Annotated in this window: 12 protein-coding genes; 5 read left to right on the top strand and 7 right to left on the bottom strand. The window is 72.7% G+C overall.

Features of this window, described 5'->3' with window-relative positions:
- The 4 genes from ABT085_RS35920 to ABT085_RS35935 form a co-directional block, all read right to left on the bottom strand.
- Positions 1-278 (bottom strand): ATP-binding protein (locus ABT085_RS35920; protein ID WP_351617799.1); only part of this gene is annotated, 278 nt, incomplete at its 3' end.
- 71 nt (positions 279-349) lie between these two features.
- Positions 350-700: a UBP-type zinc finger domain-containing protein gene (locus tag ABT085_RS35925; protein WP_351617806.1), complete on the bottom strand. Its 351-nt coding sequence runs from the start codon at positions 698-700 to the stop codon at positions 350-352.
- On the bottom strand, positions 697-2,157 hold the full coding sequence (locus ABT085_RS35930; protein WP_351617809.1) for an ATP-binding protein: 1,461 nt from the start codon (positions 2,155-2,157) through the stop codon (positions 697-699). Before ABT085_RS35930 ends, ABT085_RS35925 begins: the two co-directional genes overlap by 4 nt.
- Positions 2,154-3,830, bottom strand: a complete 1,677-nt coding sequence (locus ABT085_RS35935; protein WP_351617812.1) for an NAD(P)/FAD-dependent oxidoreductase — start codon at positions 3,828-3,830, stop codon at positions 2,154-2,156. The genes ABT085_RS35930 and ABT085_RS35935 overlap by 4 nt, the downstream gene beginning before the upstream one ends.
- Positions 3,831-4,117: 287 nt before the next feature.
- Here ABT085_RS35935 and ABT085_RS35940 point away from each other — a divergent pair, with 287 nt between their 5' ends.
- The gene (locus ABT085_RS35940; RefSeq protein ID WP_351617815.1) at positions 4,118-4,990 is read left to right on the top strand and encodes a universal stress protein; all 873 of its coding nucleotides are present in this window, start codon (positions 4,118-4,120) and stop codon (positions 4,988-4,990) included.
- Positions 4,991-5,336: 346 nt separating this feature from the next.
- On the opposite strand, the gene ABT085_RS35945 is transcribed toward ABT085_RS35940, so the two are convergent.
- Complete coding sequence (locus tag ABT085_RS35945; RefSeq protein ID WP_351617818.1) at positions 5,337-6,083, bottom strand: MBL fold metallo-hydrolase; 747 nt, start codon at positions 6,081-6,083, stop codon at positions 5,337-5,339.
- A gap of 96 nt (positions 6,084-6,179) precedes the next feature.
- Here ABT085_RS35945 and ABT085_RS35950 point away from each other — a divergent pair, with 96 nt between their 5' ends.
- On the top strand, positions 6,180-6,929 hold the full coding sequence (locus ABT085_RS35950; protein WP_351617821.1) for a DUF6348 family protein: 750 nt from the start codon (positions 6,180-6,182) through the stop codon (positions 6,927-6,929).
- 37 nt (positions 6,930-6,966) lie between these two features.
- Here ABT085_RS35950 and ABT085_RS35955 read toward each other — a convergent pair whose 3' ends face one another.
- Positions 6,967-7,596: an alpha-ketoglutarate-dependent dioxygenase AlkB family protein gene (locus tag ABT085_RS35955; protein WP_351617824.1), complete on the bottom strand. Its 630-nt coding sequence runs from the start codon at positions 7,594-7,596 to the stop codon at positions 6,967-6,969.
- Between the two features lie 135 nt (positions 7,597-7,731).
- On the opposite strand from ABT085_RS35955, the gene ABT085_RS35960 reads away from it, so the two are divergent.
- Positions 7,732-8,379, top strand: coding sequence for a TetR/AcrR family transcriptional regulator (locus ABT085_RS35960; protein WP_351617827.1), 648 nt, complete (start codon positions 7,732-7,734; stop codon positions 8,377-8,379).
- Positions 8,380-8,396: 17 nt separating this feature from the next.
- Positions 8,397-10,070 carry an FAD-binding dehydrogenase gene (locus tag ABT085_RS35965; RefSeq protein WP_351617829.1) on the top strand — a complete coding sequence of 558 codons (1,674 nt, stop codon included), beginning with the start codon at positions 8,397-8,399 and terminating at the stop codon, positions 10,068-10,070.
- 165 nt (positions 10,071-10,235) lie between these two features.
- On the opposite strand, the gene ABT085_RS35970 is transcribed toward ABT085_RS35965, so the two are convergent.
- A complete protein-coding gene (locus tag ABT085_RS35970) occupies positions 10,236-10,586 on the bottom strand; it encodes a DUF488 domain-containing protein (RefSeq protein WP_351617832.1) in 351 nt (116 codons plus the stop codon).
- Positions 10,587-10,740: 154 nt separating this feature from the next.
- Between ABT085_RS35970 and ABT085_RS35975 the strand changes: the two genes are divergently transcribed.
- Positions 10,741-12,165: a M1 family metallopeptidase gene (locus ABT085_RS35975; RefSeq protein WP_351617835.1), complete on the top strand. Its 1,425-nt coding sequence runs from the start codon at positions 10,741-10,743 to the stop codon at positions 12,163-12,165.
- Positions 12,166-12,205 lie beyond the last annotated feature (40 nt).

Raw genomic sequence — 12,205 nt, forward strand, 5'->3', positions numbered from 1 at the left:
GGCGCCGGCGGCGTTGGCGCCGCCAGGATCTCGGTGAACGGCAGATAGGGCAGTCCCACGTCCCCCAGATCGACGCAGTGACCGGTGAGCACGGCCGTACCGGACTCGGCCGCCCGTGCGGCGGCCTCGTCCAGGACGCGGGTCTTGCCGACGCCGGCGTCGCCGGCGAGGAGCACGGCACGGGACTCGCCGGCGCGGGCGCGCTCCAACACACCGGCGAGACGGGCGAGTTCCGTCTCCCGGCCGACGAGAGGGGTGGTGAAGACGGGTTGCGGCACGGCTCCATCCTGGCACGGATCACCGACAGCGCACGGATCACCGACAGCGCCGTGGCCGTGGGACGGCAGGCTCAGTGCAGCGACTGCGACCAGTTCGCCGGTACACGCCCCGCCGGGCCCGGGGTGGGCTGGTCCAGCGGGTGGTGTGCGGGCGGCGCGAGATCCGGACCCGACTCGTACATCTCGTTCGTCTCGTAGTTCCAGAACCAGTCCTCGCCCGGCTCGAAACTGCGCACCAGCGGATGCCCGGACGCCTTGAAGTGGGCGGTGGCGTGCTGGGCGGGTGAGGTGTCGCAGCAGCCGATGTGCCCGCACTGCGCGCACCGCCGCAGATGGAACCACCAGCCGCCCGCCGCGTCGCAGTCGACGCAGCCCTCACCGCTCGGCGGTACGCTCGGCTCGATGCCGTCGACGTTGCTCACAGCGCCTCCTCGGAAGTGGTCTCGGGATCTGCCCCGGTGAGCGGCAGGAGGATCCGGAACCGGGTGTCACCCGGCACGGACTCGACCTCGATGCTGCCGTGGTGCTTGTTGACGACGATCCGCCAGGAGATGTCCAGACCGAGGCCGGTGCCCTGGCCCACCGGCTTGGTGGTGAAGAACGGGTCGAAGATCCGGCTGCGGATCTCCGGCGGAATCCCGCCGCCCGTGTCCCGGAACTCCACCACCAGCTGGTCGTTCTCCCGTGCGGTGCTCACCGTCAGCGTCCCCTCCCCGCCCGTGTCGGCGATGGCGGAGACCGCGTTGTCGATCAGGTTGGTCCACACCTGGTTGAGCTCCGCCGGGTAGGACGGGACGCGGGGCAGCGAATGGTCGTACTCCTTCACGACCTTGATCTTCTCGCCGAACTTCGCGGAGAGCATCAGCAGCGTGCTGTCCAGGAGTTCGTGCACGTCGACGACCTGGAAGGGGGCACGGTCGAGCTGCGAGTACTGCTTGGCGGCGTTGACCAGGTTCGAGACGCGGGTGGTGGAGTCCTCGATCTCGTCCATCAACAGCTCGGTCTCGACCGTGTAGTTGAGCCAGCCCACCGCCCCCGGCAGGATCTCCTCGTCCACTCCCGCGGCGACCTGGTCCAGCCAGTCGACGTGCAGACCGGCCTGGACGAAGGTGGGCGCGAGCCGCCAGCCGTCCGGGATGCCGTGGTCGTCGAGCCAGTCGGTGACGGCGTCCTCCCGGTCCGAGGCCTCCAGGGGGCTCAACGTGGGTGCCTTGGCGACCAGTTCGGCCGTCCGCTCCTGGATCTCGATGAGGCTGGCGAGGGCCTCGCGTGGATACGGGCCCGCCGAGATCACACTCAGCTTGTGCCGCATCTTCGCCACCCGCTCGCGCAGCGTGGCCGTGGCCCGCACGGCCGCCGCGGCCGGGTTGTTGAGCTCGTGCGTGAGCCCGGCGGACAACGAGCCCAGCGCCAGCAGCCGTTCGCGCTGGCCGATGACCCGCTGCTGGCTCTTCGAACCGAAGAACAGCCCCTCCAGCAGATGGACCGCCATCGGGAACCACTCCTGCATGATCCCCGCGAACGTGTCCGCGGGCAGCACGAAGAACCGCGTCGGCTCCGTGACCCGCAGCGAGTTCGTGTAGGCCTGCCGCACCCGGTCGCCGATGTAGGCCTGCATCGCCCCCGCGTACACCCCGGGCTGCGAGGTCCGGCCGACCTCGACATCGTCGTCGCCGACCCGGCGGAACAGCACGACCGTGCCCTCGACCATCACGTAGAAGCAGGTGGCGGGCTCTCCCTCGGTGTACACCGGCCCCGGTTCGAACCGCTCCACCCGCCCCTCGGCGCACAGTCTGCCGAGCTGCTCCTGGTTGAGCTTCTCGAACAGGAAGAGCGAACCGATCTCCTGCGGCCGGCACTCGACCCGCTGCCCGCTCACGACTGCTCCAGATAACGGTGGACGAGCATCACGGCCATGGCTCCTTCTCCGACGGCGGAGGCGACGCGTTTCGCGGACTCGGCGCGCGCGTCGCCCGCCACGAACACGCCGGGAATACTGGTCTCCAGGTGGTACGGCGGCCGGTCCAGCTCCCAGCCCGCGGGCGGTCGTCCGTCGGGTGTCAGGTCGGGCCCGGCCAGGATGAATCCGCGCTCGTCGCGCAGCACCGTGTCGGACAGCCAGTCGGTCAGCGGGGCCGCGCCGATGAACACGAACATCCACTGCGCGTCGACGAGTTCGCACTGCCCGCTCGTCGTGTCGCGCAGGGTCAGCTGCTCCAGATGGTCGGAGCCGTGCGCGGACTCCACCACCGTGCCGGTGCGCACGGAGATGTTGGCCGCCTCCTCGATCTGCTGGATCAGGTAGTACGACATCGACGCCGCCAGCGACGCCCCGCGCACCAGCAGCGTCACCGACTTGGCGCCCCGGGACAGGTACATCGCCGCCTGCCCGGCGGAGTTGGCGCCGCCCACGATGTACACGTCGTGCCCCTGGCAGGAGGACGCCTCGGTCAGCGACGAACCGTAGAACACCCCGCAGCCGGTGAGGTCGTTCGCGCCGGGCGCCGGCAGCTGCCGGTAGGAGACACCCGTCGCCAGGATCACGCTGTGCGCGGCGATCGCCGAGCCGTCCGAGAACCGTACGATCCGGGCCGCGCCGTTGACCTCCAGGCCCGTCACCTCGCGCGCGGTGAGGATCTCGGCACCGAACTTGGCCGCCTGCCGCCGGGCCCGATCGGTGAGCTGCGCGCCCGACACCCCGTCCGGGAACCCCAGGTAGTTCTCGATCCGGGAGCTCTGCCCGGCCTGCCCGCCGGTGGCCGAGCGCTCCACCAGCACGGTCCGCAGTCCCTCGGACGCCCCGTACACGGCCGCGCCGAGTCCGGCCGGGCCGCCGCCGATGACGATGAGGTCGTAGAAGTCGGCGGTCGGTGTGGTGGCCAGCCCCACCCGGGCGGCCAGCTCCGGCGGCTCGGGCTCGACCAGCGGGGTGCCGTCCGGGGTGATGACCAGTGGCAGCCGCTGTCCGTCCTGCCCGGCCGCGTCGAGCAGCCGCTTGCCCTCCGGCTCGTCGGCCGAGTACCAGCGGTAGGGCACCTGGTTGCGGGCCAGGAACTCCCGTACGTCCGACGAACGCGCCGACCAGCGGTGCCCGACGACCTTCGTGATCGCCACCGACCGGTAGTCGCTGGCCCGCCAGGCGACCAGCAGGTCGTCCAGGACCGGGTAGAGCTTCTCCTCCGGCGGGTCCCACGGCTTGAGCAGATAGTGGTCGAGGTCGACGACGTTGATCGCGTCGATCGCCGCGCTGGTGTCCGCGTACGCGGTCAGCAGCACCCGGCGCGCCCCCGGATACACGTCCAGCGCCTGTTCCAGGAACTCGATGCCGTTCATCTGCGGCATCCGGTAGTCGGCCAGGATCACCGCCACGAGGTCGCCGCGCAGCTTCAGCTCGCGCAGCGCGTCCAGCGCGGACTCTCCCGACTCGGCGCGCACGATCCGGTACGACTCGCCGTAGCGCCGTCTGAGGTCCCGGGCGACGGCACGGGAGACCCCCGGGTCGTCGTCCACGGTCAAGATGACGGTCCGCGCTGCCTCGGCGGCCTCTGCCATGCGTCTCCCACCCCGAGCGGTCGGATGTACGGCACGGCGCCTGCGTCGCCGCCGGGCCGACTCCCGCCATCGTATGTTCGATCGCCGCGCTTCGCTCAGGTACGAGCCGGCCGGGCCGGACCCCGCCGGCACCGCCGGTCACTCGGTGCGCCGCACTCGTCGCCCTCCGGCCCCGGGAGCGCCCCGGGCCCGGACCGGCCGAGATCATGAAGCGCGGGCGGGTCGGGAGGGCCGTGGGGAAGACTGGGGGTTCCACGGACGGCACACGACACAGGGAGGCGACGCGCATGACGCGCCCCATCACGGCAGGCGTCGACGGAACGGACGAGAGCCTGGCCGCGCTCGCCTGGGCGGCGCGGGAGGCCGTCCGCAGGCGGCTGGCGCTGCGGGTGGTGCACGCCTGGCGGTTCCAGCAGGACGCGGCGCCGGACGTGGCCGGGCGCGACGCGCAGGAGCGGTGGGTGCGGGACGCGGTGGACGGCGCCGTACGCACCCTCACCGGGCGCCACCCCGACCTGGAGGTGTCCACCGACGTCCTGGAGGGCGACGCGGCGGAGTCCCTCGTCGCCGCCGCGGCGGACGCCGAGCTGCTGGCGCTGGGCTCGCGCGGGCACGGCGCCGTCGTGGGCTTCCTGCTGGGCTCCGTAGGACAGCATGTGATCGCCGAGGCGGTGCGGCCCGTGGTCCTCGTACGGGCCGGCGACGAGGCGGCCGCCGAGGCCGGCGGCCGCGAGATCGTCGTCGGGCAGGAGGGCGGCCCGGACGACAGCGCCGACGTACTGCGGTTCGCCTTCGAGACGGCCGCCGTCCGCGGTGCCACCGTGCGCGCGGTACGGGCCTGGACGCTGCCGCCCGCGTTCGCCTACAGCCCGGGTTCGCTCCGGCTCCTGGACGATGCCGGGGGTCTGGAGCCGTACGAGACGAAGGCGCTCGGCGAGGCCCTCGCACCGTGGCGGGCCCGCTTCCCGGGCGTGCCGGTGGTCGAGCACGTGGAGATGGGCAGCGCGGGCCAGGTCCTGCTGTCGGTGGCCGGGCGGGCGCAGCTGGCGGTGGTCGGACGCCGGGCCCGCCGTACGGCCGTGGGGGCCCGGATCGGCTCCGTCGCGCACGGGGTGCTGCACCACGCGCCGTGCCCGGTCGCCGTCGTTCCGCACGACTGAGCACCCCGGGGCCGGGGCGCCCTGGACCGCCCGCCGGACCGTCCGCCTGCGGTGTCGCAGCCCCCGACGGCCGGCTAGGGCCTGTCCGGCGGATCATGCCGCAGACGCGGCGTCCGGCACGCCCTCCCCCGGAGGGGGTACCCCCAGCGGCGTTGTCGTCGGTCGCCGACGTCCCCCAGCCTTCGGCCGGGAGGTGCCCCCACCGCGTCGACGCCCTCCTCCGCCTTGCAGCCGGACGCTCCCCCAGCTCTCGGCTCCGCTCGAGCCGGGGGCACCCCCATGACCCCGCTCACCCGGGCTGATACGGCACCGCAGCTTTCCTGCGACTTGATCCGCCGGACAGGTCCTAGGCCGCCCGTTCCCGGGCCAGTCGTGCCGCCGCCTCGACCGATCCCCGGTGCACGGGTCCGTGCCCGGGGAGCAGCACGTCGCCGGACAGGGCCTCGATGACGGACAGGGAGGCGACGGCCCGGGCCCGCTCGTGGTGGAACATGTCGGGCAGCAGCTGCGGCCCCTTGGCCCGCGCGGTGGCGTGGCCGCTGACCAGGGCGTCGCCGGAGACGACCGCGCCGACCTCGGGCAGATGGAACACGGCGTGTCCGACCGTGTGGCCGGGGGTGTGCACCGGCACGGGCCGGCCGGGCAGATCCAGCGCGCCGGTGCCGGTGAACGGCGCGGGCGCCGTCACGGGGTGCTGTTCGGTGCCGCCGACGCGCAGCACGTGCACCAGCCACGGCAGCACACCGGGCCGCCACACGTTCCCCAGCACCTGCCCGACGCTCACCTGCTGGAGGAAGTCCCGGCGCGCGTGCGGCACTTCGTCCTCGTGCAGGTACACCGGGGTGCCGTAGGTGCTGCGCAGGTACTCGGCGGAGCCCAGGTGGTCGTTGTGCGCGTGGGTGATCAGCACGGCGGCGACGGCCTCCGGCGAACTCCCCACCGCGGCCAGGGACTCCAGGAGCTGCTGCCGGTCTCCCGGATAGCCGGTGTCGATCAGGGTCGCGGCGTCCCCCTCCGTGAGGATGACCCAGTTGGTGTTGCTGCCGTGCACCAGGTAGGTGCCGTCCGCGACTTGCTGCACATCAGCCCGCATGATCGTCCCGTGTGGTGTGGTCCGTGCCCGACCCGCACAGCAAAGCAGATCACCAGGACGGCCCTGCAGGCAGGGCGGCTCCGTAAGATCCCCCGTATGCCTTGGATACGCCGCCGTGCGCGCCAGCCCGAGCCGTCCCCGGAACGCCTGCCGGACCTGGAGTTCCTCGCCCTCGTCAGGGCGAGTCTGGAGGAGTACGCGCCCGGTGTGACACAAGGCGCCGAACTCAAGGGCCAGTCGCTGCTCAGTCCGCAGGGATGGGCCGTGGCCGTGGCGCCGCCGCACCACGGAGGCGGCCGGCACTACGACCTGGTCGCGCTGCCGGACGTGAGCATCCAGCCGGACGTGCCGTGCTTCATGGACTGTGTCGTCGCCATGTCCGGCGACCCCCGGCAGGCGGCCGACGCGTGGGTGGAGACGGCCGGCGCGTGCCTGCTCGAACTCCTCGACCCGCAACAGCGCTTCGCGGAGCACGTGGGTCCCGGGGACGAGCGCGGTGTCCCCGGCATGCACGCGATCATCTCCGGCGTGGTCGGCCTCGGGCTCGACGCCTCGGAGAACCGGCGCATCCAGACCGCCCTGCTGGAAGCGAACGTGCTGCACCGCCTCGCGGACACGTTCGCCGCGGACCTGGAGTCCCCGTTCTTCAACGGGGTCAAGGTCTTCTACGGCGGACGGCCCGGCTCGATGCAGACCGAGATCCGGGTCAACGGGGAGCGCCACGAAGCCGCCTCGGCCGCGATGGCGGCACTGGACCTGCCCGAGCCCTCGGCGTTCACCGCCGTGCGCCATTACGCGTTGCTGATCCCCGAGCAGGCCGACGCCGGGGAGCCGGACCACAGCTGAGCCCGCCGCGCCCGGCGCCGCGATCGATGGACCTCCGTCACTGCACCCCGTGCGGCCGGAACTGGATGCTGATGCGCGGCCCCGCGGCCCGCGCGGACTTGGGTACGCAGTGCTCCCAGGTGCGCTGGCAGGAGCCGCCCATCACGATCAGGTCGCCGTGGCCCAGCGGCCGCCGCACCGTGTCGCCGTGTCCGTGCAGCGGCCTCAGCAGCAGATCCCGGGGCGCGCCCACGGAGAGGATCGCCACCATCGTGTCCTCGCGCGCGCCCCGGCCGATCCGGTCGCCGTGCCAGGCGACGCTGTCCCGGCCGTCGCGGTAGTAGCACAGCCCGGCCGTGGTGAACGGCTCGCCCAGCTCGTCCGCGTAGCGCGCCGACAGCAGCTCGCGCGCCTCGGCCAGCACCGGGTGGGGCAGCGGGTCGTCTGCACCGTAGAACGCGAGCAGCCGGGGCACGTCCACGACCTGGTCGTACATTTTCCGCCGCTCGGCACGCCACGGGACCTCGGCCGCCAGCTGTTCGAAGAGCGCGTCGGCTCCGGCGAGCCAGCCGGGCAGCACGTCGATCCAGGCGCCCAGGCCGAGCTCCGTGCGGCGTGTCCCGTCGAGCCGGCCCAGCCGCAGCCGGTCGGTCTGGTCGAAGAGCGAGCCCTGGAGGTGCGTGGTCATGGATCCAGCGTACGCCTTAATCGAAAATGTGTTCCCTTCACCGGATCGGGTGCCACCGGATCTCCTCGCCCGTCGCACACCTCTTTCGATGCACTGACGTATCGGATACATTCGCGTATCGAACGGAGGTGGGGCATGCCGGAGGCGACGCGACAGCCGGCGGGGCGGGTCACCAAGCGCCGTGTCCGCACCCGCGCCAACCTGCTCTCCGCCGCCTTCTCGGTGTTCGCGGCCAAGGGATACGGGCGCGTCTCGATCGAGGAGGTCTGCGAGGCCGCCGGCTACAGCAGGGGCGCCTTCTACTCGAACTTCGACAGCCTCGACGAGCTGTTCTTCGCCCTCTACCGCGAACGCGCCGACCTCATCGCCGACCAGGTCGCCGGGGCACTCGCCCTCGACGGGCCCGACCTCGACGTACCCGCCGCCGTGGACCGCGTCACCGAGGTGCTCCTGCTCGACCTGGACTGGCTCCTGGTGAAGACGGACTTCCTGGTGCACGCGGCGCGCGACCCGGTCGTCGCGCAGACCCTCCTGGAGCACCGGGCCCGGCTGCGGCGGGCCGTCGCCGACCGGCTGGCCCGCGCCCGGGGGCACACCGAACTGCCCGCCGTGCTCGGCGACGCCGACGGCGCCGCCCACGCCGTGGTCGCCGCGTACGACGGCGTGACCACCCAACTGCTGCTGGACAAGGACGTCGAGCGCGCCCGTGCCTGGCTCAAGCAACTGCTCACCGCGCTGCTCACCGACGGCAGCGACAAGCCCGCCGCGCAGCGCGGCGGATGAGGAAGGAAACGGTCGCCATGGACGCGGACGTCATCGTCGTCGGAGCGGGCCTCGCCGGCCTGGTCGCGGCGCACGAACTCACCAGCCGGGGCAGGCGCGTCGCCCTGGTCGACCAGGAGAACGCCGCCAACCTCGGCGGCCAGGCGTTCTGGTCCTTCGGCGGACTGTTCCTCGTCGACTCCCCGGAACAGCGCCGCCTGGGCATCAAGGACTCCTTCGACCTCGCCTGGACCGACTGGCAGGGCAGCGCGCAGTTCGACCGCGCCGAGGACGAGGACTCCTGGGCGGTGCGCTGGGCCCGCGCCTACGTCGAGTTCGCGGCGGGGGAGAAGCGCTCGTGGCTGGAGGGCCACGGCATCAAGCTGCTGCCCACCGTCGGCTGGGCGGAGCGCGGCGACCTGCGCGCCGACGGGCACGGCAACTCCGTACCCCGCTTCCACATCGCCTGGGGCACCGGCACGGGTGTCGTCGAGCCGTTCGTCGAGTACGCCCGGCAGGCCCGGCGCGACGGACTGCTCACCTTCCACCACCGCCACCGGGTCGACGAACTCGTCGTCGAGGACGGCGCCGCGCGCGGGGTGCGGGGCACCGTCCTGGCCGAGGACGACTCGCCCCGCGGTGTGGCCTCCAGCCGGGAGGCGGTCGGCGAGTTCGAGCTCACCGCGCAGGCCGTCGTCGTCACCAGCGGCGGCATCGGCGCCGACCACGACATCGTCCGGCGCTACTGGCCCGAGCGGCTGGGCACGCCCCCGGCCCGGATGGTCACCGGCGTACCGGAGTACGTCGACGGGCGCATGCTCGACATCAGTGCGGCGGCGGGCGTCCGGCTGGTCAACCGCGACCGCATGTGGCACTACACCGAGGGCATCCAGAACTGGAACCCGATCTGGCCCGGCCACGGCATCCGCATCCTGCCCGGCCCGTCCTCGATGTGGTTCGACGCCCTCGGCCGCCGGCTGCCCGACCCGTGCCTGCCCGGCTACGACACCCTCGGCACCCTCAAGCACCTGCGCACCACCGAGGACATCGCCGGCCACGACCACTCGTGGTTCGTCCTCACCCGGAAGATCATCGAGAAGGAGTTCGCGCTGTCGGGCTCCGAGCAGAACCCCGACATCACCGCCAAGGACCGCAAGGCGGTGCTGCGCGACCGGCTGCTCGGCAAGGGCGCGCCCGCTCCGGTGACGGACTTCCTGCGGCACGGTGCCGACTTCGTGATGGCCGACACCCTGGAGCAGCTCGTCGAGAAGATGAACGGCCTCACCGACAAGCCGCTGCTCGACGCGGCCGCGATGCGCCGTCAGATCGAGGCCCGCGACCTCCAGATGGGCAACACCTACAGCAAGGACTCGCAGATCCAGGGCATCCGCAACGCCCGCCGCTACATCGGTGACCGGCTCGGGCGCGTGGCCACCCCGCACCGGATCCTCGACCCGGCGGCCGGCCCGCTGATCGGCGTCAGGCTGCACGTCCTCACCCGCAAGACGCTCGGCGGCATCCAGACCGACCTGGACTCCCGCGCCCTGGGCGCCGACGGCACCGCGATCGACGGTCTGTACGCGGCCGGAGAGGTCGCCGGGTTCGGCGGCGGCGGTGTGCACGGCTACAACGCCCTGGAGGGCACGTTCCTCGGCGGCTGCCTCTTCTCGGGGCGGGCGGCCGGACGGGCGGCGGCGAAGCAGACGGCCTGACCCTCCGTCCCCGGTGGCCGCCGATGCCGCGGCCGCCGGGGACTGCCGCGACCACGGCGACCACGGCGACCACGGCGACCGCCGCGACCGCCGTGACGCGCGTGGCGGGCGTGACGGGCGCGGCCGTCACGCCGCTCGCGGCCCGCCCGTCCCGTCCCGTCCGTCTCAGGTCTGCAGGAGGTGGGCCAGGACGGCCGCGTGGCTTTGCTCCGGGGACTTCGAGGCGGTCAGCAGGGTGACCGGCCCCTCGCCGGCCGACTCGCGCAGCACGTCGACGAGCCCGGCCGCCTCCGGCGCGGCGAGCTCCGCCTCGTAACGGCGCGCGAACTCCTCGTACGACGCCTCGCCCGCGTGGTACCAGCGGCGCAGTTCGGTGGACGGGGTAAGGCCCTTGGGCCACTCGTCCACCCGTGCCGTCTCCTTCGACAGGCCGCGTGGCCACAGTCGGTCGACCAGGACCCGCACACCGTCCTCGGGCTGCGGCGGTTCGTAGACGCGGCGCACACGCACGCTCATGGTCGGGCCCCTCCGTAGTGGCAGTGGTTCTCACGAGCCTACGACCGAGGGCCCGGTGACGCCCCGTGACTTGACCTGAACGAGGGGGACCGCCGGGCGAAGGCGCCCCTAGTCTTGGGTGGTTTGATCATCGTCACCCCCCCCAGGAGCGCATGTGAAGCCCACCCGGCAGCAGTCCGCCAGAAGCACCGCCGTCCTCGGCCGCAGGGCCGTCGTCGGAGCCGTCCCCGTCGCCGTCGCGGCCCTGCTCGCGACCGCCGGGCCCGCAGCGGCGGGCACCACGGGCGCATCCGGAGCCGCGGACCCGTACTTCCCGCTCGCCGGCAACGGCGGCTATCACGTCAGCCACTACGGTCTGACCCTGGACTACCGGCCGTCGAACCGTCACCTCGACGGCAGGGCCGTCCTCACCGCCCGCGCGACCGAGCACCTGACCCGCTTCGACCTCGACTTCAAGGGCCTGAAGATCACCCGCCTCACCGTCGACGGGCACACGGCGGCCTTCCGGCGCAGCGGCCAGGAACTCGTCGTCACCCCCCGTCATGCCCTGCGCAAGGGGCAGCAGTTCCGGGTCACCGTCACCTACGGCGGCACCCCCGGACCGGTCACCGACCCGGACGGCTCCGCCGACGGCTGGATACCCACCGACGACGGAGCCTTCGTCGCCGGTGAGCCGCAGGGCGCCATGACCTGGTTCCCGGCCGACAACCACCCCAAGGACAAGTCCTCCTACGACTTCACCCTCACCGTCCCCGAGGGACATGCCGCGATCGCCAACGGCGTCTACCTCGGCCGGCGCACCGCCCACGGGAAGACCACCTACCGCTGGCGCCAGGCCGAGCCCATGGCCGCCTACCTGGCGACCGCGACCGTGGGGAAGTTCGAGCTCCAGCGGTACACCACCCGTGACGGCGTGCAGGTCGTCAACGCCGTCGACCCGCGCGAGGCGGCCGCCGCCGCACCCGTGCTGAAGAAGCTGCCCTCCGTGCTGGACTGGGAGAGCAGGATCTTCGGCCCCTACCCGTTCCGGGCCGCCGGTTCGATCGTGGACCACGCGCCCGACGTCGGCTACGCCCTGGAGACCCAGTCGCGGCCGCTGTACGACTCCGCGCCCGACCTGGCCACCCTCGTCCACGAGAGCGCCCACCAGTGGTTCGGCGACTCCGTCTCGCTGACCAGCTGGAAGGACATCTGGCTCAACGAGGGCTTCGCCACGTACGCCGAGTGGCTCTACAGCGAGCAGCACGGGGGCGACAGCGCCCAGAAGACCTTCGACAAGCTGTACGCCCGTCCGTCGGGCGACGAGCTGTGGGCGTACCCGCCCGCCGACCCGGGCAGCGGCGCGAACATCTTCGGCACGCCCGTCTACGCGCGCGGCGCGATGGCCCTGCACGAACTGCGCACCGCCGTGGGCGACCGCACGTTCCTGCGCATCCTGCGCGCCTGGGCCACCGAGCACCGCGCCGGACACGGTACGACCGCGCAGTTCGAGCGCCTCGCGCAGCGCGAGTCCGGCAAGAAGCTCGACACCCTGTTCCGGACCTGGCTGTACGGCACCGGCAAGCCGGCCAGGCCGTAGCGGCCGTCGAGTCGCGCGCCCGGGTCGGCCCCACCGGGGT

The sequence above is a fragment of the Streptomyces sp. NPDC002265 genome (assembly GCF_040296125.1).
GTDB lineage: Bacteria > Actinomycetota > Actinomycetes > Streptomycetales > Streptomycetaceae > Streptomyces.